Source organism: Comamonas squillarum, from assembly GCF_025309455.1.
GTDB classification, from domain to species: Bacteria; Pseudomonadota; Gammaproteobacteria; order Burkholderiales; family Burkholderiaceae_C; genus Comamonas; species Comamonas squillarum.
On the sequence record NZ_CP104377.1, the window covers coordinates 1,139,655 to 1,159,979 of the forward strand.

Annotated in this window: 17 protein-coding genes and 3 tRNA genes; 9 read left to right on the forward strand and 11 right to left on the reverse strand. The window is 65.2% G+C overall.

What is annotated here, in order from left to right:
- Window positions 1-109: 109 nt before the first annotated feature.
- Window positions 110-1,309, reverse strand: a complete 1,200-nt coding sequence (locus N4T19_RS05305) for an HPP family protein (protein ID WP_260719626.1) — start codon at window positions 1,307-1,309, stop codon at window positions 110-112.
- A 230-nt stretch (window positions 1,310-1,539) separates the two neighbouring features.
- Between N4T19_RS05305 and asd the strand changes: the two genes are divergently transcribed.
- Complete coding sequence (gene asd / locus N4T19_RS05310) at window positions 1,540-2,388, forward strand: archaetidylserine decarboxylase (RefSeq protein ID WP_116923967.1); 849 nt, start codon at window positions 1,540-1,542, stop codon at window positions 2,386-2,388.
- Between the two features lie 55 nt (window positions 2,389-2,443).
- On the opposite strand, the gene N4T19_RS05315 is transcribed toward asd, so the two are convergent.
- On the reverse strand, window positions 2,444-3,376 hold the full coding sequence (locus tag N4T19_RS05315; RefSeq protein WP_243419196.1) for a pseudouridine synthase: 933 nt from the start codon (window positions 3,374-3,376) through the stop codon (window positions 2,444-2,446).
- Between the two features lie 102 nt (window positions 3,377-3,478).
- Here N4T19_RS05315 and N4T19_RS05320 point away from each other — a divergent pair, with 102 nt between their 5' ends.
- On the forward strand, window positions 3,479-4,747 hold the full coding sequence (locus N4T19_RS05320; protein WP_116923969.1) for a purine-cytosine permease family protein: 1,269 nt from the start codon (window positions 3,479-3,481) through the stop codon (window positions 4,745-4,747).
- Between the two features lie 19 nt (window positions 4,748-4,766).
- Here the strand turns inward: N4T19_RS05320 and N4T19_RS05325 are convergent, their stop codons facing one another.
- Together N4T19_RS05325 and N4T19_RS05330 are read right to left on the reverse strand one after the other, a co-directional pair.
- Entirely contained in the window at window positions 4,767-6,116 is a 1,350-nt protein-coding gene (locus N4T19_RS05325) for a 3-deoxy-D-manno-octulosonic acid transferase (protein ID WP_260719627.1), read from the reverse strand.
- Between the two features lie 15 nt (window positions 6,117-6,131).
- Window positions 6,132-7,520 (reverse strand): phosphomannomutase/phosphoglucomutase, encoded by a 1,389-nt coding sequence (locus N4T19_RS05330; protein ID WP_260719628.1) that lies wholly within the window; start codon window positions 7,518-7,520, stop codon window positions 6,132-6,134.
- A gap of 298 nt (window positions 7,521-7,818) precedes the next feature.
- On the opposite strand from N4T19_RS05330, the gene N4T19_RS05335 reads away from it, so the two are divergent.
- Entirely contained in the window at window positions 7,819-8,769 is a 951-nt protein-coding gene (locus N4T19_RS05335) for a DMT family transporter (RefSeq protein WP_182341632.1), read from the forward strand.
- A gap of 7 nt (window positions 8,770-8,776) precedes the next feature.
- Here N4T19_RS05335 and N4T19_RS05340 read toward each other — a convergent pair whose 3' ends face one another.
- Together N4T19_RS05340 and msrA are read right to left on the reverse strand one after the other, a co-directional pair.
- A complete protein-coding gene (locus tag N4T19_RS05340; protein WP_260719629.1) occupies window positions 8,777-9,274 on the reverse strand; it encodes a transcriptional repressor in 498 nt (165 codons plus the stop codon).
- A gap of 76 nt (window positions 9,275-9,350) precedes the next feature.
- Entirely contained in the window at window positions 9,351-9,902 is a 552-nt protein-coding gene (gene msrA / locus N4T19_RS05345; protein ID WP_116924453.1) for a peptide-methionine (S)-S-oxide reductase MsrA, read from the reverse strand.
- Between the two features lie 205 nt (window positions 9,903-10,107).
- On the opposite strand from msrA, the gene N4T19_RS05350 reads away from it, so the two are divergent.
- The 6 genes from N4T19_RS05350 (at window position 10,108) to N4T19_RS05375 (ending at window position 17,846) form a co-directional block, all read left to right on the forward strand.
- Complete coding sequence (locus tag N4T19_RS05350; RefSeq protein WP_232539355.1) at window positions 10,108-10,782, forward strand: TetR/AcrR family transcriptional regulator; 675 nt, start codon at window positions 10,108-10,110, stop codon at window positions 10,780-10,782.
- Entirely contained in the window at window positions 10,779-12,026 is a 1,248-nt protein-coding gene (locus N4T19_RS05355; protein ID WP_260719630.1) for an efflux RND transporter periplasmic adaptor subunit, read from the forward strand. The genes N4T19_RS05350 and N4T19_RS05355 overlap by 4 nt, the downstream gene beginning before the upstream one ends.
- Before the next feature lie 3 nt (window positions 12,027-12,029).
- Window positions 12,030-15,194: an efflux RND transporter permease subunit gene (locus N4T19_RS05360; RefSeq protein WP_260719631.1), complete on the forward strand. Its 3,165-nt coding sequence runs from the start codon at window positions 12,030-12,032 to the stop codon at window positions 15,192-15,194.
- A 60-nt stretch (window positions 15,195-15,254) separates the two neighbouring features.
- Window positions 15,255-15,968 (forward strand): protein-L-isoaspartate O-methyltransferase family protein, encoded by a 714-nt coding sequence (locus N4T19_RS05365; protein ID WP_021025840.1) that lies wholly within the window; start codon window positions 15,255-15,257, stop codon window positions 15,966-15,968.
- 53 nt (window positions 15,969-16,021) lie between these two features.
- Entirely contained in the window at window positions 16,022-16,357 is a 336-nt protein-coding gene (locus N4T19_RS05370; protein ID WP_260719632.1) for a rhodanese-like domain-containing protein, read from the forward strand.
- 82 nt (window positions 16,358-16,439) lie between these two features.
- Window positions 16,440-17,846: a TolC family outer membrane protein gene (locus N4T19_RS05375; RefSeq protein WP_260719633.1), complete on the forward strand. Its 1,407-nt coding sequence runs from the start codon at window positions 16,440-16,442 to the stop codon at window positions 17,844-17,846.
- Window positions 17,847-17,885: 39 nt separating this feature from the next.
- On the opposite strand, the gene N4T19_RS05380 is transcribed toward N4T19_RS05375, so the two are convergent.
- The 5 genes from N4T19_RS05380 to dnaQ form a co-directional block, all read right to left on the reverse strand.
- Window positions 17,886-19,034 (reverse strand): hypothetical protein, encoded by a 1,149-nt coding sequence (locus tag N4T19_RS05380; protein ID WP_260719634.1) that lies wholly within the window; start codon window positions 19,032-19,034, stop codon window positions 17,886-17,888.
- 205 nt (window positions 19,035-19,239) lie between these two features.
- A tRNA-Val gene (locus N4T19_RS05385) sits at window positions 19,240-19,314 on the reverse strand.
- 37 nt (window positions 19,315-19,351) lie between these two features.
- A tRNA-Val gene (locus N4T19_RS05390) sits at window positions 19,352-19,426 on the reverse strand.
- 39 nt (window positions 19,427-19,465) lie between these two features.
- Window positions 19,466-19,540, reverse strand: a tRNA-Val gene (locus N4T19_RS05395).
- Window positions 19,541-19,598: 58 nt separating this feature from the next.
- Window positions 19,599-20,315 carry a DNA polymerase III subunit epsilon gene (gene dnaQ / locus N4T19_RS05400; RefSeq protein ID WP_021025844.1) on the reverse strand — a complete coding sequence of 239 codons (717 nt, stop codon included), beginning with the start codon at window positions 20,313-20,315 and terminating at the stop codon, window positions 19,599-19,601.
- Window positions 20,316-20,325: the final 10 nt, after the last annotated feature.

Sequence of the window (20,325 nt, forward strand, 5' to 3'; positions counted from 1 at the left end):
GGGCCACGCGCCCCGCTCCACACCCAGGACGGCTCTACGCATCCTGAAGCACAAAGCCCTGCTGTCGCAGGGCTTTGTTTTGGGCCATGCCCATCACCCAGCGTTCGCCTCAGGCGTCTTCGTGCGGCAGCGCCAGCGCAGCTGCCATCTCCCGCACCAGATCGGTCTGGGAGATGATGCCCACCAGCTTGCCCTGCCGGTTGACTACCGGCACATGGTGCAGCTGGGCGCGCGAGAAGATCGCAATCAGGTCGACCATGCGGTCGTAGCTGCCCACCTTGGAGACCTCGGCGGTCATCAAGTCGCCCACCCGCTGGCCGCTGTCTTTCTTGCGCAGCACCCAGTGCTTGAGCTTGCTGCTGAGCGCGGTCGGTGTCGCCGTCAGCGCGTGGTTGAGCAGATCGGTGGCCGTGATGATGCCCACCACCCGCTGCGCGGCATCGACCACCGGCAAGGCCTTGACGCCATGCTGCTGCATGAGGGCCCAGGCGTCCTGGACGCTGCCCTCGGGCCGCGTGGCATGCACCGGGTGGGACATGACATCTTCGCAGCGCATATTGCCCAAGGTGCGTTTGAAGGCGGCCTGGCTTGCGCCCTGCAGCAGCGCTTCCAGATCGGCGCGGCTGACATCGAGCACGCCATTGAAGCGCTCCAGCGCCTCGTCCAGATCACTGCCCTCGATGCGCGCGCTCGAGGCGCGTGAGGGTTGTGCGGCCTGCGCCTTCTGGCTGTGCTGGGGTGCGGGGTAGCGCTTGCCGGTCATGCGGTTGTAGGCGGTGGCCAGCAGCACCAGAACGACCAGGTTCAGCGCCACCGGGTTGAGCAGCACCGATACATCGTGCCAGCCCTGAATCGCCATCCACATCGCCAACGCCGCGCCCGGCGGGTGCAGGCAGCGCAGCACCACCATCACCATGATGGCCAGGCCCACCGCCACAGCCGCTGCCAGCAGCGGATCGGGAAACACCAACACCGCCACCCAACCGGCCAGCGCCGACAGCATCGAGCCGCCAATCACCGGCCAGGGCTGCGCCATGGGGCTCGATGGCGTGCCGATCAGCAGCAAGGCACTCGCTCCCATCGCGGCAAACAGCCAGGGGCTGTGGTCATGCTGACCCCAGGTCTGGCTGGCCATGCCTGTGAGCCACAGCACCACCATTGCGCCCACGACCATGCGCGCCAGCTCCAGCCCATTGACATGCGCCGCTGATGGCAGAAAGTTGCGCAACCACAGCTGCAGCCGCGCGCGGCGGCTGACCGTGCCTGGCGCAGCAGTTGCGGGTTGCGAAGGGGGGCGTGCTGGAGACATGGCGAGACAGAAGGCGAGATCAAGGCTGGAGGTCTGTCATCATAATCAGACGCTGGACTACAGGCACAACCGGTGCTGTCGCCCCTGCAGGCAGCATCGGCATCACGACCCCAGCATTTGGCGACAAATTGTCAGCATATGGCCGACAAAAGCTGCATTTCACAACGCAATTTGTCATCGGTACGACACAGTGTCGATAGAATCGGCGGTTTACTGTGACGGCCCTGACCATGCGCGATCGAATTGCTGTTTTGCCCCAATACCTGCTGCCCAAGAAATGGATGACCGCGCTGGCCGGCTCATTGGCGTCGGCAGAGCTGGGCGGCGCAACCACCCGCTTCATCCGCTGGTTTGTCGGCAAGTACCAGGTCAACATGGATGAAGCGGCGCAGCCCGATATTGCGCAGTACAAGAGCTTCAACGATTTCTTCACCCGCGAGCTGCGCGCAGGCGTGCGGCCGATGGCCCAGGCCGACCTGGTCTGCCCGGTCGATGGCGCCATCAGCCAGTGCGGCGCCATTGCGCAGGACCAGATCTTCCAGGCCAAGGGCCACAGCTACAGCACCACCGCGTTGCTCGGCGGCGATGCGCAGCTGGCCGCGCAGTTCAACAACGGCCAGTTCGCCACCATCTACCTCAGCCCGCGCGACTACCACCGCATCCACATGCCGCTGCGCGCCAAGCTGCAAAAGATGGTCTATGTGCCCGGGGACCTGTTCTCCGTCAACCCGCTGACCGCGCGGGGCGTGCCCGGGCTGTTTGCCCGCAACGAGCGCGTGGTCTGCGTGTTTGAATCGCGCATTGGCCCGGTCGTGATGGTGCTGGTGGGCGCGACCATTGTCGGCAGCATGTCCACCACCTGGCACGGCCAGGTCAATCCCCCCCGCACCCGCAAGGTGCGCAGCTGGGACTACCAGACCCAGCCGATTGTGCTCGAACAAGGCGATGAGATGGGCCGCTTTTTGCTGGGCTCGACCATCGTGCTGCTGCTGCCCGAAGGCAAAAGCGCCTTCAACGCCGACTGGGCCGCGGCCAAGCCAGTGCAACTGGGCGAGGCCATGGGGTCTTTCAGCCGCTAAGGCCACCAACTACCCTGCTCTCACCACAAGCCGCCGCTGGGCGGCTTTGTTGCTTCTAGTCAGCCAGGGGCAGCAACTGGCGCCGGCTGCGAAACACATGCGCCTGCCCCGTGACCGGATCGACAAAGCGCAGCTCACGCGCCAGCAGCTGCAAGGGCCGCGAGAAGTCACCCTCGGGCGGGTCATTGACCTCCGGGTAGAAGGCATCGTTGCGGATCGGCAGCCCCAGCGCCGCCATGTGCACACGCAGCTGGTGGCGCTTGCCGCTGACGGGCTTCAAGGCATAACGCGCCCAGGCGCCCTGCTGCTCCAGCAGCGCCATATGGCTGTGGCTGTTGGGCTCGCCAGGCACCTCATGCATCAGAAAAAAACGCTGGCTCTCTTCCATGCGGCTGCGGTGCTCACGCGGAAACACCAGGTCCGTCCGCCAGGGCGCCACTGCCTCATAGCTCTTGTCCATCGCCCGGTCACGAAACAGGGCCTGGTACTGGCCACGCGTGGCTGCATCCTTGGACAGCAGCAGCAGGCCGGCGGTATCGCGGTCGATGCGGTGCAGCGGTGACAGATGGGCATTGCCGGTCGCGTTCTTCAGCCGCACCAGCAAGGAGTTCTGCACATATTTTCCCGTCGGCAGCACCGGCAGGAAATGGGGCTTGTCCACCAGCAGCAGGCGCTCGTCCTCATACAGCACCTCGGCATCAAAAGGGATGGGCAGCTCCTGCTCGACCTTGCGCCAGTAGTACACCCGCATGCCGGGCACAAAGGCTTGTGTGGGGCCCAAACTCTGGCGCGCGCCATCGACCACATCGCCCGCCTGCAGGCGTTCGAGCCACTGCGCAGCGCTGACCAGCGGCAGGCGCTGGGCCAGAAAATCCAGCAGCAGCCCCTCTCCGCGCGAGGGCAGCACCACGCAGCTGGGGCTTACGCCGTCGCGCATCCAGGTAGAAGGGTCCGTCTGTATCGTCATCTCGCTGGCGATTGTAGTCATCTCTTTAGGGGCATGAAGGCTGGGCACAATAGCCGCACTTGCAGGCGTCCGGACTGCCTTGCACTGCAACCTAACTACAAGCACTTCAAACAATAACAGGCCATGACCGCCAACGCTTCTTCCGCCTCCAACGTCGCCCTCCATCCCGTCGCTCAAGAGGAGCGTGTTTTCAATGGCTGGCATCTGGCCTCGCTGTGGTTCAGCTTAGGGGTGGGCCTGCTGGTGATGCAGGTGGGGGCCTATCTGATGCCTGCGCTGTCCACGCCCGAGGCTCTGATGGCGATTGTCGGCGGCTCGGTGGTGGGGGCGGGACTGCTCGCCTGGGTGGGCAAGATCGGCTGCGACACCGGTCTGTCCAGCGCCGGACTGATCCACCATGTCTATGGCCGCCACTTTGCCAAGCTGCCGGTGCTGCTCAATATCGTCCAGCTGCTTGGCTGGGGTGCGTTCGAGCTGGTGGTGATGCGCGAATCGACGGTGGCCATTGGCCGCCAGGCAGGCGGCATGCAGGCCGCGTACTGGCCCTGGCTGGCCACCTTGCTCTGGGGCGGCCTGCTGGTGGCATTGATGACGGGCTCCATGGTGCGGCTGGTGCGCCAGCTGATCTCGCGCATCGCGCTGCCGCTGGTGGTGCTGTCGCTGCTGTGGCTGAGCTGGCAGTTTGTCGGCATGGCGCTGCAGCAAGGCCTGCCCGCGCTATGGAGCAGGCCAGGGGCTGGCGGCATGGGCGTGATGCCCGCGCTCGACCTGGTGGTGGCCATGCCCATTTCCTGGCTGCCGCTGGTGGCCGACTATGCCCGCTACGGGCGCCATGGCCGCAGCGCGATGGCCGGCACCTGGATCGGTTTTGGCATTGCCAATATCTGGTGCTATGCGCTGGGCGTGCTGGTGGCTTTGGTGCTGCCCAGCACCGACCTGGTGGCCGCCTTGCTGCTGGCCCAGGGCGGTCTGGTTGCGCTGTCGCTGGTGCTGCTCGACGAAGTGGACAACGCCTATGGCGATGCCTACTCGGGCGCGGTATCGGCCCACAGCCTGCTGCCCGCCTGGCGTGTGCGTACCTGGGGCATTGTGATGGCGGTGGCCAGCACCGGCCTCGCCATGGTGCTGCCGATGCACAGCCTCGAGCCGTTCTTGCTGATCCTGAGTTCTGTCTTTGTACCGCTGTTTGGCGTGATTTTGGGCCGGCTGTCATGGGGCGGCTACCAGCTCTCTTACCCGCAGGCCGGCGTGCAGCTGCTGCCGCTGGCGCTGTGGCTGGGCGGCATCGCGCTCTACCACAGCCTGGCCGCCTGGGCGCCGCAAGCGGGATCGGCCTTGCCGACCCTGGCGCTGACCTTTGTGCTGGCCTTTGCCACCCGCCCCAAGGCATGAATGCCAGCCCGAAAACGGTTTAGACGGAATCCTCGTCGAACAGCGAGGCCTCAAAGCTGGAATTGACAAAGCCCTCGGTCGACTCCAGCACCGCGGCCACCAGCTGCGCCGTGGTCTTGGCTGCGCCCCGGTGTGCCTGGGCAAACTGCAGTGCCGCGCGGCGCATGCGGCTGTGGCGGCTCGTATCGCTGGCAATGGCCACAGCCTGCTGCAGGCCCTCGTCCATGCCTGCCACGCGCAGGGCGGCATCGGCTTGCACGCTGCTGTCTGCCGCCTGCGCAAAGTTAAAGGTATGCGGCCCCATGACGACCGGGCAGCCGCAAGCGGCCGCCTCGATCAGGTTCTGCCCGCCCAGCGGTGCAAAGCTGCCGCCCAGCAAGGCCACATCGGCCAGACCGTAGTACAGCTGCATCTCGCCCATGCTGTCGCCCAGCCAGACATCGGCGGGCTGCGGCCCGCTCTGCCACTGGCTGCGGCGCGATACCTGCAAACCGGCACCCTGCAGCAGTTGCACAATCTCGTCAAAACGCTGCGGGTGGCGCGGCACCAGCAGCCATTGCACGCTTGCGGCGGCTTGCGGGTCGCTGCTGCGCAGCTGCGCCAGCGCCTGCAGCCACAGGGCCTCCTCGCCCTCGCGGCTGCTGGCCAGCATCACCACCGGTTTGCCCGCCGCCTGGTGCCAGGCCTGGCCCTGGGCCAGTTGCGCGGCATCGGGCTCGACATCGAATTTCAGATTGCCCAGCACCGCAGTCACCTCGGCGCCTGCGGAGCGCAGGCGGCTGGCATCAGCCTCGGTCTGGGCGATCACCGAGCGCAGGCTGCGGTAGGCCGGGCGCGCGAGCCAAGCCAGGCGCTGGGCGCCGCGCAGCGATTTCTCATTGAGCCGGGCATTGGCCAGCACTAGCGGCACGCGCTCGCGCTGGCAGCCAGAGGCCAGCCCCGGCCACATCTCCGTCTCCATCAGGATGCCGATGGTGGGGCGGAAATGGCGCAAAAAGGCGCTGACACTGGCGCGGTCATCCCAGGGCTGCCAGACCTGGATATCGCCGGGCAGCAGCAGCTTTTGCCCTTCTTCACGGCCGGTGGCCGTGCCATTGGTCAGCAGCAGGCGCAAGGCCGGTATCTGCAGCCGCAGCTCGCGCAGCAAGATGGCAGCAGCCCTTGTCTCGCCCAGCGAAACCGCATGGATCCAGAGCAGCGGCATCTCGGGCACGGCCTGGTAGCGCGGCAGGTCGCCATAATTGCCAAAGCGCTGCTCCACCCCCTGGGCGTAGCCAGGCTCCTGCACCGCGCGGCGCGCCAGCTTGCGCCGCACCAGCGGGCGGGCAAGCCGTGCGCCCCAGCCGTAGAGCGTCAGGCTCAGACCCATGGACTGCGTCGTCCTTCAGTGCGACGCACTGCCGATGACGGCATCGGGCTTGACCTTGAGCAGCAGCGCCTTCATCTCGTTCTGGATGCGGTGCAGGGCTGCCTGGGTATGGCCTTCAAAGCGCAGCACCAGCACGGGCGTAGTGTTGCTCGCTCGGATCAGGCCAAAACCATCGGGCCAGTCCACGCGCAGGCCATCAATGGTGTTGATCTGGGCCGGCGCGCTGAACACATCGGCCGCCATCTCCTGGAGCTGGGCGCTCAGCTTGTGCGGCTCGCCCTCCTGGCATTCCACATTGAGCTCGGGCGTGCTGTAGCTGCTGGGCAGCGCATGCAGCAGCGCGCAAGGGTTTTGGGCCTTGCTCAGGATCTCCAGCAGGCGGCAGCCGGCGTAGGTGCCGTCGTCAAAGCCGTACCAGCGCTCCTTGAAGAAGATATGGCCGCTCATCTCGCCGCCCAGCGGCGCATTGGTCTCGCGCATGCGGGCCTTGATGAGCGAATGCCCGGTCTTGTACATCACCGGCTTGCCGCCAGCCGCCTCAATGGCCGGCGCCAGGCGCTGCGAGCACTTGACGTCATAGACGATCTCGCCACCGGGCACGCGCGAGAGCACGTCCTGGGCGAACAGCATCATCTGGCGGTCGGGGAAAATATTCTGCCCATCCTTGGTCACGATACCCAGGCGGTCGCCATCGCCATCAAAGGCCAGGCCCAGTTCCGCATCACCGGTCTGCAGTGCCTCGATCAGGTCGCGCAGGTTCTCGGGCTTGCTGGGGTCGGGATGGTGGTTGGGGAAGTTGCCATCGACCTCGGAGAAGAGCTCAGTCACCTCGCAGCCCAGCGCGCGGAAGATGCCAGGTGCGGTGGCGCCAGCAATGCCGTTGCCGCTGTCCACGACGATCTTCATGGGCCGCGCCAGCTTGATGTCCGAGACGATGCGCTCGACATAGGCGGCCGTCACATCGGCCTGGCGCAGCTTGCCGCCGCCCTGGAAGCGCCAGCATTCCTTCTCCATGATCTGGCGCAGCTTCTGGATCTCTTCACCATAGATCGCGCGGCCGGCCAGCACCATCTTGAAGCCGTTGTAGTCCTTGGGGTTGTGGCTGCCGGTCACCTGGATGCCGCTGTGGCACAAGGTGCTGGCGGCAAAGTACAGCATCGGCGTGGTCACGCGGCCCACATCGATGACCTCGATACCAGCTTCCATCAGGCCTTGCATCAGCGCGCGGCTGAGCGCATCGCCTGACAGCCGGCCATCACGCCCCACGGCGACCACCAGCTCGCCAGCGGCAATCGCCTGCTGGCCAAAGGCCCGGCCCAGCTTCAGTGCCACGCTCTCGTTGAGCGTGCTCGGCACAACGCCGCGGATGTCATAGGCTTTGAAGATTGCAGAAGAAATCGGCACAGAACTCACCTTGTTGTTGGCGCAAAACAGGCATGAAAAACGGCCTCTGTCAGAAGCCGCGCCTTTGCTGCGAGACAGCTATTGTAGGCACGCTCGAGGCGATGGCCGGCCAGTTGTCCATATGGTGACCAGGGCGCCGCAGCGCCAAACGCACAATGGGACCCAGCCAGACGCGGGTTTGCCGCGCCGCCGCTGCGCTTTTACTGCTCCTTGCACGGCGCGCATCAATGCACCGCAAGAATGTCACCAATGGCAAGCACGGTGCCCGCTAGCATGCTGTCTGCCCTTGCGAGATCCTATGCGCCCCACCCCATCCTCTGCTGCTGCGTCTGTCCCTAGCCCCGCCCTTGCCGCGGCTGCGCCGAGCGCCAGCCGCTGGCTGCCCCCCTTTGTGCTGCTGGCGGTGCTCTGGGGCGCGTCCTTTCTGTTCATGCGCCTGGGCGCTTCGCAGTTTGGTGCCGTGCCTACGGCCGGCTTGCGTGTCATCCTGGCTGCGCTGTTTTTGCTGCCGCTGATGCTGCTGCGCGGCGAATGGCCCGCGCTGCGCCAGCACTGGAAGCCGGTGCTGTTCTCGGGCATCATCAATTCGGCCATTCCTTTTTCGCTGTTCGCCTATGCCGTGGTTTATATGCCCACCGGCATGGCCTCGGTGCTCAATGCCTGCGCCCCGCTGTTTGGCGCCTTGGTGGCCTGGCTCTGGCTGGGCGACCGCATCACCGGCCTGCGCGTCACCGGCCTGTTGATCGGCTTTACCGGCGTGGCCCTGCTCGCGCTGCATGACAAGCCCGCCACCGCTGGCGCGGCCAGCTGGAGCGCCTATGCCGCGATCGCCGCCTGTCTGTGTGCGTCACTGAGCTACGGCGTGGCAGCCAGTTTTGCCAAGCGTTACCTGGTGGGCGTGCCGCCCCTGGCCACTGCCACCGGCAGCATGGTCGGCGCCAGCCTCTGCCTGCTGATCCCGACGATTGCGATGTGGCCCAGCCAGACGCCGTCCTGGGGCTCGTGGTTGGCCGTCGCGGCCCTGGCGCTGCTGTGCACCAGCGTGGCCTATATCCTGTATTTCCACATCATCCAGACGGCCGGCCCCAGCCGCGCGATTGCGGTCACCTTTTTGGCGCCAGTGTTTGCGCTGGTCTATGGCAACTGGTTTTTGGCAGAACCCATCACCGCCTGGATGCTGGGGTGCGGTGCCGTCGTGATTGGCGGCACCATGCTGTCGACGGGGCTGATTGGCCGCAAGCGGGCCTGAGTGGAGATCAGGATTTTTTGGGGTCGTGCTTGCAGTCGGCGCATAGCCCCTGCAGACGCAGCTCGGTCTGTTCCGGCGCCAGGCCCTGCTCCTGCAGCACCTGCAGGTACTGCGCCATCGCCTGGTTGACCTGGGCCGTGGCGGCGTCACCGGCACGCTCCTTCAGGCTTTGCACCGAATGGCAGTCGGTGCATTCATAGCGCACCTGCAGCGTCTCCTGTGCGTCAGCCCGCAGCGCATAGCGCGTCAGGCGCTCGGCATCTACACTTTTGACCAGCTTGCCGGCAGCGGCCAGGCGGTCGAGCAGGCGGTAGCTGGTGACCCGGTTGACATCGACGCCCATCTTCTGCAGACGGGCCTGCACCTCGGCCACGGACCACTGCATGCCCGGCTGGCTGCCGACCAGAGCCAGCAAGGCCTTGGTGGCGCGCGTGGCACGCATGCCGGGCGGCAGGGACTGCACGCTTAAAGCGGCAGTGGCGGGGGATGGAGTGCGGGCGGACATCGGTGGCTGGGAGCAATGGCTTTGATGCAATTGTGTTGCATTATGCCCATCGTGCGGGCCCGGCAGGCAAGCGGCCCTACTTCAACCAGTCTGCAAAGCGGGTTTCCAGCTTGTCGACCTTGGGCGCCACCACGTAGGTGCAATAGGGTTGGCGCGGGTTGTTGTCGAAATAGTCCTGGTGGTAGGCCTCGGCGTTCCAGAAATGCTGCAGCGGCTCCACCTCGGTGACCACCGGCGCGCCCATCTGACCCGAGGCATTGAGCTTGTCGACAAATGCCTGAGCCTGGGCCAGCTGTTCGGGCGTGGTGGTGTAGATGCCGCTGCGGTACTGCGGGCCCACATCGTTGCCCTGGCGGTTCAAGGTGGTGGGGTCATGCGTCGCAAAGAAGATGTGCAGCACCTTATCGAGCGGCAGCACCTGCGGCTCGAAAGTCAGCTCCACGCATTCGGCATGGCCCGTCGTGCCCGTGCAGACCTGCTCGTACGTAGGATTGGCGATCTGGCCATTGGCATAGCCGCTGACGACCTTGACGACGCCACGCACCCGCCCGAACACGGCCTCGGTGCACCAAAAGCAACCACCGGCGAGATAGATTTTTTCCACGGGGGACTGGGTTTCACTGGACATCATGACTCCGGCAACAAAAAGGGCAAAAATGGACTCCGGCTCGCTGAGAAAAGGCGGGGGCCGGAACCATTTTTAACAGAGAAAAAGACAGCCTGATGCGAATGGGTGCTCTATTTCTTTCAGGTCGTTTTGCTTGACTTGTCGCGGGCAGCCGCCTACATTACTAACCCATTGGTCATTAACTGTTTTGATTGCGCTGCCCACCGTGTCCTCCCCGCCTCCCCCACCTGCTTTGGCCACGCCTGCGCCCCGCCGCAGCCGCCGCAAAGAGGCCCGGCCCGGCGAGCTGCTGGATGCGGCGCTGGACCTGTTTGTCAGCAAAGGCTATTCGGCCACCAAGGTCGAAGAAGTGGCCCGGCAGGCCGGGGTCTCCAAGGGCACGCTGTTTTTGTATTTTCCGAGCAAACAAGAGCTGTTCCAGGCCGTGGTGCGCCATGTGCTCAGCAGCCGCTTTGCCGAGTGGGATCTGGAGCTCGACAGCTACCAGCATGACACGGCCACCTTGGTCCACTACTGCTACGAGGTCTGGTGGCAGCGCATTGGCTCGACCAAGGCCTGCGGCCTGCCGCACCTGGTGATGGCCGAGGCGCATAACTTTCCAGAGATTGCGGCCTTCTACCGCCAGGAAGTGGTGCTGCCTGGCAACCGCCTGATCGAGCGCGTGCTGCGCCGGGGCATGGAGCGCGGTGAGCTCGCCCCGCTGGACCTTGACTATGGCGTGACCCTGGTGCTGGCCCCGCTGATCTTTTGCGCCAGCGTCAAAAGCACCGGCGGCTTTTGCCTGCCCAACCCGGATTTTGATGTGCCACGCTTTTTGCAGATGCAAGCCGATGCGCTGATGCATGGGCTGGGCCGCCCACCTCAGGGTGCTGTCCCATGAAGCGCGCACTGCCCTGGCTGGCCGCTGCCGTGGTCGTCGCCCTGCTCGCCAGCGGGCTGTGGCGTGGTTTGAAAACCCAACAGCAGCGCCAGCAAGCCCTCGCCCAGGCCGAGCAGGCCAAGGCGCAGGCGGTCTACCAGCTGGCCGCCAGCGACGCGATCACCGTGGCGCCGCAGACCCTGGTGCTGAGCCTGCCCATCAGCGGCACGGTGCAGGCGGTGCATACCGCCATCATCAAGGCCCGCATTGCCGGCGAGCTCCAGCAGCTGCAACTGCGCGAGGGGGACCCGGTGCAAGCGGGCCAGGTCGTCGCCCGGGTGGACAGCACCGAGAGCCAGGCCCGCCTGGCCCAGGCCCAGCAGCAGGCCGACGCCGCTCGCGCGCAGCAAGATATCCAGCAGCGCCAGTACGACAACAACCGCGCGTTGGCCAACCAGGGCTTTATCTCGGCGACGGCCCTTGAATCTTCGCAGTCGCAGTTACAGGCTGCGCAGGCCAACTACCTGGCGGCCCGCTCGGCCGCCGATGTGCTGCGCAAAAACCTCAGTGACACGGTGCTGCGCAGCCCCATCCAGGGCCAGGTGGCCCGCAAATGGGTCAGCAACGGTGAAAAGGTCGGGCCGGACGCCAATGTGCTGGAGATTGTCGACCTGCGTGAGCTGGAGCTGCAGGCCCAGATGCCGGCGGCCGATTCGCTGCAGCTGCGCCTGGGCCAGACGGCGCAGTTGCAGGTCGATGGCAGCGGCCAGACCGTCAGCGCACAGGTGGTGCGCATCAACCCCCAAGCCGATGCCAGCAGCCGCAGCGTAACGGTGTATTTGCGCATTGCGCCGCCAGCGGCGCCCGCAGGCGCTGCCGCACCGGCGCTGCGCCAAGGGCTGTACCTGCAGGGGCAGTTGGCTACCGGCGAGCTGCAGACGCTTGCCGTGCCGCTGGCTGCCGTGCGCACCGACAAGCCCGAGCCTTATGTGCAGTTGCTGAGCCCAAACGGCGGATCGGGCGAACGCAGCGATACGCTGCGGGTACAGCACCAGCCCGTGGTGCTGGGCGCGCGCAGCCAGCGCGATGGCAAGACCTGGGTCGCGGTGACCCAGGGCCTGCAGGCCGGCCAACGCATTCTGGGTGGCCAGGTGGGCCAGCTGCGCGCAGCGACGCCGGTGCGGCTGGCCCCTGCGCCAGATGCCGCCCCAAAGCATGCGCCTAAGTCTGCAGCACCGCCCCCATCCGCATTGCCCGCGTCCTGATCCATGTGGTTCACCCGCCTCAGCCTGAACAACCCGGTGCTGGCCACGATGATGATGGCCGCGCTGGTGGTGCTGGGCCTGTTCTCGCTGCAGCGCCTCAAGGTCGACCAGTTTCCCAATATCGATTTTCCGGTGGTCGTCATCACGGTCGATTACCCCGGCGCTGCGCCGGAGATTGTCGAGAGCGAAGTCACCAAAAAAATCGAGGAAGCGGTCAATGCGGTCGCCGGCATCAGCGCCCTTACCTCGCGCAGCTACGAGGGCACGGCCGTCATCATCATGGAGTTCCAGATCTATGTGGACGGGCGCCGCGCGGCTGAGGATGTGCGCGAGAAGATCGCTGCCGTGCGCCCCTTGCTGCGCGACGAGGTCAAAGACCCGCGCGTGATCCGCTTTGACCCGGCGGACGCCGCCGTCTGGTCGCTGGCCCTGCTGCCCGATCCGAGCCGGGGCACGCCACCGAGCGCGATTGCGATGACCTCCTGGGCGGACCAGGTGCTCAAGAAGCGCCTCGAGAATGTGCGCGGCGTGGGGGCCGTGAGCCTCGTGGGCGGCACACCGCGCGAGATCAATGTCTACCTGAATCCGCAGCAGATGGAGGCGCTGTCCATCTCGGCGAGCGAAGTGGCCGATGCCGTGCGCCGCGAAAACCAGGATCTGCCGCTGGGCTCGGTGCGCTCGCGCGAGCAGGACCGGCTGGTGCAGATTGACTCCCGCATGAAGCGGCCCGAGGACTTCAACCAGATCATCGTGGCCCGCCGCAATGGCGCGCCCATCTACCTGCACCAGGTAGCGCGCGTGCAGGATGGCGCGCAGGAGCTGAAGAACCTGGCCTTGTACAACGGCACGCGCACCCTGCTGCTGTCGATCCAGAAATCGCAGGAGGAAAACACCATCGAGGTGGTCGACGGCCTGCGCCGCGCGGTGGCCGAGATCACGCCCGAGCTGCCGCCGGGCCTGCGGCTGGAGCCGATTGCCGATGCCTCGCGCCCGATACGGGTTGCCGTAGACAATGTGCGCCAGACCCTGGTCGAGGGGGCCGTGCTCACGGTGCTGATCGTGTATCTGTTCCTGCACTCCTGGCGCTCGACGGTCATCACCGGGCTGACCTTGCCGATCTCCATCATCGGCACCTTCTTTTTCATGTATGCCTTTGGTTTCACGATCAATATGGTGACCCTGATGGCCTTGTCGCTGTGCGTGGGCCTGCTGATCGATGACGCCATCGTCGTGCGGGAGAACATCGTGCGCCACCTGCAGATGGGCAAATCGGCCTACCGCGCGGCGCTGGAAGGCACGCAGGAGATTGGCCTGGCCGTTCTGGCCACCACCTTGTCGATCGTCGCGGTGTTTCTGCCCATTGGCTTCATGGGCGGCATCATCGGCAAGTTCTTCCATGAGTTTGGCCTGACCATTGTGGTCGCCGTGCTGCTGTCGATGTTTGTCAGCTTCACCTTGGACCCGATGCTCTCCAGCGTCTGGCATGACCCCAGCGTGCACAAGGGCGGCAAGCCCGCGCGCAACGGGCTTGCACGGGCGCTCGACCGGGCGCTGGCCGGCTTTGAGGCCGCCACCGAGCAGCTGAGCGCCGGCTACCAGCGCATGCTGGCCTGGGCGCTGCGCCACCGCTTGACCAGCCTGCTGGTGGCGCTGGCGATCTTTATCCTCAGCCTGCTGCTGCTGCCACTGCTGGGCACCGAGTTTGTGCCGCGCGCTGATTTTTCCGAAACCCAGATCCGCTTCAATGTGCCAGTGGGCGCGTCGGTGGAGGCGACCGAGGCGCGCGCGCGCCAGGTCGAGGACGTGGTGCGCCGCAACCCGGCCGTGCGCTACACCTTGACCACCATCAACACCGGCAATGCCAACGGCAAGAACTACGCGAGCATGTATGTGCGCCTGGTGGACCGCAGCGAACGCAGCCAGGATGTGCAGCAGATATCGGCCAGCCTGCGCGCTGAGCTCAACCAGATCGCCGGCATCCAGGTGACGCACGTGGGCCTGCTCGAAGCGGTGGGCGGCCAAAAGCAGGTGGAGTTTTCACTGCAAGGCCCGGATCTGCAAGAGCTCGAGCGCCTGGCGCGCCAGGTGAGCGAGCGCCTGCAGCACATCCCCGGCTTGGTGGACCTCGACAGCAGCGTGCTGGAGCGCGAGCCCATCGTGCAGCTGCAGTTCAACCGCGATGCCGCGTCCGACCTGGGCCTGCCGATGGGCCAGGTGGCCACCGCATTGCGCACCCTGGTGGAAGGCGACACGGTGGGCAACTGGCGCGCGGGCGACAACCAGACCTATGACGTGCGGGTGCGCCTGGCGCCCGAGGCGCGCGAGAACCCGCAGATGCTGGCCCAGCTGCCGCTGACGGCGATCGGCGCCAATGGCCAGCCCCATACGGTGCGCCTGAGCCAGCTGGCCACCTTGACCGAGACCACCGGCCCCAACCGCATCAACCGCCGCGCGATGAACCGCGAAGTCGCCTTCAATGCCAACGCCAACCAGCGCAGCGCCGGCGAAGTGGCAGCCGATATCCGCGCGGTGCTGGCGCAGACCACCTTCCCGCCCGGCTACCGCTATGAATTTGCCGGCAGCACCAAGAACATGCAGGAGTCGTTTGGCTACGCGCTCTCGGCACTGGCCTTGGCGGTGATCTTTATCTACATGATCCTGGCCAGCCAGTTCCGCAGCTTTTTGCAGCCGCTGGCGCTGATGACCTCGCTGCCACTGACCTTGATTGGCGTCGTGCTCACCTTGATGATGTTTGGCACCACCTTGTCGATGTTCTCGATCATCGGCGTCATCTTGCTGATGGGCCTGGTCACCAAGAATGCGATCTTGCTGGTGGACTTTGCGATACGCGCCCGCCAGCCCCAGCCTGGCGAAGACGGCCAGATGGTGCCGGGCCTGCCGCGTGAGCAGGCACTGCTGCTGGCGGCCCAGGTGCGGCTGCGCCCCATCTTGATGACCACCCTGGCCATGGTGTTTGGCATGGTGCCGCTGGCCTTTGCGATGAGCGAAGGGGCCGAGCAGCGCGCGCCACTGGGCCAGGCGGTGATTGGCGGGGTGATCACCTCGTCGCTGTTGACCCTGGTGGTGGTGCCCGTGGTGTACAGCTACCTCGATGATTTTGCGAAATGGGCCGCCCAAAAGTGGCGGCGTCCCGCTATGGAACCCTAAGCGGCCTAAAATAAGGGGTTTTTTCTTGCCCCACCCCCAACAAGCCAACCGGAGTCTGCAATGAGTTTGCCACTGAACATGTCCCCCAGCACGGATGATAAATACCGCGCAGCACGCTACAACATGGTCGAGCAGCAGGTTCGCCCCTGGAGCCTGGGCGACGAACAGGTGCTGGCGCTGATCGGCACGCTGCGCCGTGAAGAATTTGTTCCCGATGGCCTGCAGGACATGGCGTTCATGGACATCCAGCTGCCACTGCTGGGCGATGACGGCGAAGAAGCCGTAGCCAATGGCCACTGCATGCTGCCTCCCCGCGTCGAAGCACGCGTGCTGCAGGACCTGAAGCTGCAAGCCCATGAAAACGTGCTCGAAATCGGCACCGGCTCGGGCTACATGGCTGCGCTCATGTCACGCCTGGCCAAGCAGGTCACCTCGCTGGAGATCGAGCCCGCGCTCGTCGAGCTGGCCCGCGCCAACCTGCACCGCGCCCAGATCAAGAATGTCGATGTGGTGCTGGAAGACGGCTCCAACGCCCAGGCCATCGGCGGCAGCTATGACGTGATCGTGCTGAGCGGCTCGGTCTACGAAGTGCCAGCGGCGCTGCTCGACAAGCTCAAGGAAGGCGGCCGTCTGATCGCTTTTGTGGGCACGGAGCCGATGATGCGCACCACCGTCTACACCCGCACGCAAGGCAAGCTGACGATCAGCCAGCCTTGGGACACCGTGGTGGCCCGCCTCAAGGGCTTTGCCGAGGCACCCCGCTTCAAGTTCTGATGACCCCCGCAGCGCGGCGGCCTGGGGGCCGGCTGCGCTGCAGAAAGTGATGTATGGAGCAAATCCGTCCCGCGCAACTCAACGAATGGCTGGCCCAGCATGCGGACCATAACCCCCTGGTGCTGGATGTGCGCGAGCCCTGGGAGCTGCGGACTGCGTCGGTCAAGCCCGAAGGTTTTGAGCTGCTGAATATCCCGATGCAGCAGATTCCCGCGTCGCTCAACCTACTCGATGAAGACCGCCCCATCGCCTGCCTCTGCCACCACGGCATGCGCAGCATGCAGGTCGCCGTGTTCCTGGAGCGCCAGGGCTACAGCCAGGTCAGCAACCTGACCGGTGGCATCGACCTCTGGACGGCCGAGCGCGACCCCTCGGTGCCGCGCTACTGACCTGCGGCCCGCGCCGTTTGCGGCGCGGCATCGGGCCTCTGGCCTGGCCGCGCCTCCCCTTGTACCACCCCCCTTCTGCACCATGCGCCAAGCCCCTGCCCTGCCTCGTCTGAGAACAACCCGCGCCGCAGCTGCTGCGCTGCTGCTGGGCCTGGCCCAGTTGCCGGCCCAGGCCCAGAGCCTGATGCAGATGGTGGAGCAGGCCAGCGGCTATGACGCGCAGTGGCAATCAGCCCGCGCCAACCTGGACGCGGCCATCTCCCGGGGCGAGCAGGCACGCGCCGGGCTGCTGCCGCAGGTGGGCCTGCAGGCGCAGTCGCAGTACAGCCACACGGCCATCAACAACCCCGAGCTGCGCCTGAACGGCCCCGACCACCAGATTGGCATCACGGCCAGCCAGCCGCTCTACCGCCCGGCCAACCGCATTGCGCTGGAACAAGGCAAATTGGGCGGCGATATCGCCCGGCTGCAGCTCGATGCCGCGAGCCAGGATTTGCTGGTGCGGGTGGCCCAGGCCTACTTTGATGTGCTGGCCGCGCAGGACAGCATGGTGTTTGTGCAGGCCCAAAAGGCTGCCGTCAAGGAGCAACTGGCCGCTGCCAAACGCAACTTTGATGTGGGCACGGCCACCATCACCGATTCGCGCGAAGCCGAGGCCCGCTATGACCTGGTGCGTGCGCAAGAGATCGCCGCCGAGAATGACCTGACCGTCAAGCGCCTGGCGCTGGACAATGCCGTGGGCACGCCTGGCAACCAGCCCTGGCCGCTCAAGCAACCGGTGCTGCTGCCGGCGACCACGCCCGACAATGTGCTGATGTGGGTGGACCAGGCCCAGAGCGAGCAGCACCAGATCCGCATCGCCCAGTTGGCCACCACCAACGCCCGGCTGGACACCAAGAAGGCCGAAACCGGCCACCTGCCCACCATCGACCTGCAGGCCACTGTTGGCCGCCAGCTCTACCCCAAGGGCAGCATCACCATGCCCACCCATGGCTACAACGCCAACCAGGCCACCGTGGGCGTGGTGCTCAATGTGCCGCTGTTTGCCGGTTTCTCCGTGCAGAACCGGGTCAAGGAAACCCTGGCGCTGGAGAGCAAGGCAGAGGCCGACCTGGACAATGCCCGCCGCACCGTGGCGCAGAACGTGCGCAGCGCCTTCTTTGGCCTGCAGTCCAACGCCAGCCAGGTCAAGGCACTGGAAGCCGCCGAGGCATCGAGCCAGCTCGCGCTCGATGCCAACCTGACCGGCTACCAGGTGGGTGTGCGCATCAATATCGATGTGCTCAACGCCCAAAGCCAGCTCTACCAGACCAAGCGCGACCTGGCCCTTGCCCGCTACAACACCTTGCTCGGCCAGCTCAAGCTCAAGCAGGCGGCCGGCACCTTGGCGCTGAACGATATCGAGGTGCTGGACCGCAGCATGCTGACCAGCACGGCACCTGCTGCGGCAATCCCAGCTGCGCTGCCTGCAACCCAGCCCGCACGCTAAAGCGCTCCGCGCGCCTCGTTAGAGCCGCACAGCGCGCCATCAAGGCAGGATGCCAAACAAGGCCGGCCGCGCTGCATCCGAGGGCAATACGCAGGCGACATCATGGGCGCAGCCCGGCACGATGGACAGCGGCTGCGGGCGCACTGGCTGCAGCACCTGGGCCACATAGGCGGCATAGCCCTCCCCCCGCTGGCGGCGAAACGGCCCTTGCAGCATGGCAGCGCAAGATTTATCGAGCGCGCCATAGCTCGTGCCCTTGCCGGCATGGTTGTCGAGGGCACCTTCCAGATAGTGAATATCCGCCTGGCGGTAGCGCTCGCGCGCCTGCGCAGCGGCGGGCCCCAGGCTGGACGGCAGCGCCTGCGTGCCGTATTTCCAGTCGTGGTAGCCCGGGCAGGATGCCTCTTGAGGCAGTTGCATGCGGTAGTCGCAACCACCATCGCTGCAGGCCGCCCAGTCCACATCGTGGCCCGCGCGCTGGGGCTGCGGGCGCAGCGGATCAAAGTACAGCCAGGTGCCAGGGTCCGCAACGACATAGCGCAGCGATACACCGGCAGGCGGCTGCTGGGCAAAGCCGATGCTGCGCTGGAGCATTTGTCCACCGGCAGAAAATCCCGCCAAGGTGATGTGGCGCACGCTGGGCCAGCGCTGGTGGATATGGGCGACCAAGGCATCGAGCGCAGCAATGGCATTGATCAGGGTCCTGCCAGCACCGGCCTGGGAGTTTTGTCCGGCCAGCCAGCTGCCACAGGTCCACAAGGCATCACCTGGCTCCGGCGCAGGCGTGCCCTTTGTGCGGCAGTGCTCGGCCTTGTCGCTGGCCACCTGGTAGAGCGGCGCAATGACCAGGGTCTCATCCAGGCGCCCCGCCTTGCGCGCGGCGTCCAGCGCGGCATTGAAGCTGCGGTTGGCATCGCGCGGGAAGCCATGCATGATCAAGAGCACCGTTTGCGGCCCGGCCGACCCGTCGGCCTTTTCGGCCTGCGGCGCCTGCGAGGCATAGAAATGCATGCGCCCGGCCTGGCCCGGCAGCGCAAAGCCTTGGAAACAGGCGTCTGAAGCCTGTTCGGTACAGGTCTGTGGTGCCGATGGTGGGGTGGGGGTGGATGGCGAGCTTGAAGCTGCCCAGCCACTGCCAGCGAGCAAGGCGGCCAGGCCAGCACCCAAAGCGAGTGTGTGAGAGGTCATATCGGTACGGTGGTAGTCCCAAAACCTGCCATCCTAGGCCTTGGTGGCCGAGTTGTGCAGCACCGGGGCGGGATTTACCTGGCAGCGACAGGCCCGATACATGAACGGCGTGGTGGACGGCGGTGCGCTGTAGCCTGCGCAGCGTGTGCACAAGCGCGCAAAAACAAAAAACCTCTTGAACAGAACATTCAAGAGGTTTGTTGGTTGGTGGGTGATACATGGATCGAACATGTGACCCCTGCCGTGTGAAGGCAGTGCTCTACCGCTGAGCTAATCACCCCAGGCACGCCCCAAAGAGGCCTACCGAAACTAAATTGTGGTGGGTGATACATGGATCGAACATGTGACCCCTGCCGTGTGAAGGCAGTGCTCTACCGCTGAGCTAATCACCCCAAGCATGCCTCAAGGGACATACCGCAACGACGATGGATTGGTGGGTGATACATGGATCGAACATGTGACCCCTGCCGTGTGAAGGCAGTGCTCTACCGCTGAGCTAATCACCCAAAATCTCTCGCCGTCAAGCCCTCTATTATGACAGCAAATATTTGCTGGCTGTGAAAATTAGGCCAATTTTCTCCAAATAGTTTTGCCGCCACTGGATTTGTCCAGCTGCGTCAGCACCTCGTCGTGGGCGGCCAGCTCCGCCTCCGACGGCAGGATCACGGGCAGATCGAACTGTGCAAAATCCACCTTCTTGACCACCATGGCCGCGTTGGACTTGTTGTTCGATGCCATGCTCTCAGACGAGAGCAACTGTTCCTGCCCGCGCGTCATGTTGATGTAGACGTCAGCGAGCAGCTCAGCGTCGAGCAAAGCGCCGTGCAGGTCGCGGCCGGAATTGTCCACTTCCAGGCGGTCGCATAGCGCGTCGAGCGAGTTGCGCTTGCCCGGGAACATGTCGCGCGCCATCAGGAGCGAATCCAGCACACCGCTCACCATGCTGACCAGGGGCGGCATGCCCACCCGTTCGAACTCCTTGTTCAGGAAGCCCATGTCGAATGGCGCATTGTGGATGATCAGCTCGGCGCCTTCCAGGTAAGCCCGGATCTCTTCGGCTTTCTCGTGGAAACGCGGCTTGTCGGCCAGAAACTCGCTGGTGATGCCGTGCACGCGCAGCGCGTCTTCATGGCTTTCCCGGTCGGCATTGAAGTACAGATGCAGGTTATTGCCGGTGAGCTTGCGGTTGAGCAGCTCGACGCAGCCGAGCTCAATGACACGGTCACCATCGACGACTGACAGACCCGTGGTTTCCGTATCCAGAACAATTTGGCGCGACATCTACAGCTTC

Excerpts from the sequence above, each read along its gene's own strand:
- asd (WP_116923967.1), top strand. The coding sequence starts at position 1,540 with ATGCGCGATCGAATTGCTGTTTTGCCCCAATACCTGCTGCCCAAGAAA.
- dnaQ (WP_021025844.1), bottom strand. The coding sequence starts at position 20,315 with ATGTCGCGCCAAATTGTTCTGGATACGGAAACCACGGGTCTGTCAGTC.
- N4T19_RS05370 (WP_260719632.1), top strand. The coding sequence starts at position 16,022 with ATGGAGCAAATCCGTCCCGCGCAACTCAACGAATGGCTGGCCCAGCAT.
- N4T19_RS05315 (WP_243419196.1), bottom strand. The coding sequence starts at position 3,376 with ATGACTACAATCGCCAGCGAGATGACGATACAGACGGACCCTTCTACC.
- N4T19_RS05365 (WP_021025840.1), top strand. The coding sequence starts at position 15,255 with ATGAGTTTGCCACTGAACATGTCCCCCAGCACGGATGATAAATACCGC.
- N4T19_RS05375 (WP_260719633.1), top strand. The coding sequence starts at position 16,440 with ATGCGCCAAGCCCCTGCCCTGCCTCGTCTGAGAACAACCCGCGCCGCA.
- N4T19_RS05355 (WP_260719630.1), top strand. The coding sequence starts at position 10,779 with ATGAAGCGCGCACTGCCCTGGCTGGCCGCTGCCGTGGTCGTCGCCCTG.
- N4T19_RS05360 (WP_260719631.1), top strand. The coding sequence starts at position 12,030 with ATGTGGTTCACCCGCCTCAGCCTGAACAACCCGGTGCTGGCCACGATG.
- msrA (WP_116924453.1), bottom strand. The coding sequence starts at position 9,902 with ATGTCCAGTGAAACCCAGTCCCCCGTGGAAAAAATCTATCTCGCCGGT.
- N4T19_RS05325 (WP_260719627.1), bottom strand. The coding sequence starts at position 6,116 with ATGGGTCTGAGCCTGACGCTCTACGGCTGGGGCGCACGGCTTGCCCGC.
- N4T19_RS05320 (WP_116923969.1), top strand. The coding sequence starts at position 3,479 with ATGACCGCCAACGCTTCTTCCGCCTCCAACGTCGCCCTCCATCCCGTC.
- N4T19_RS05305 (WP_260719626.1), bottom strand. The coding sequence starts at position 1,309 with ATGTCTCCAGCACGCCCCCCTTCGCAACCCGCAACTGCTGCGCCAGGC.
- N4T19_RS05335 (WP_182341632.1), top strand. The coding sequence starts at position 7,819 with ATGCGCCCCACCCCATCCTCTGCTGCTGCGTCTGTCCCTAGCCCCGCC.
- N4T19_RS05380 (WP_260719634.1), bottom strand. The coding sequence starts at position 19,034 with ATGACCTCTCACACACTCGCTTTGGGTGCTGGCCTGGCCGCCTTGCTC.
- N4T19_RS05340 (WP_260719629.1), bottom strand. The coding sequence starts at position 9,274 with ATGTCCGCCCGCACTCCATCCCCCGCCACTGCCGCTTTAAGCGTGCAG.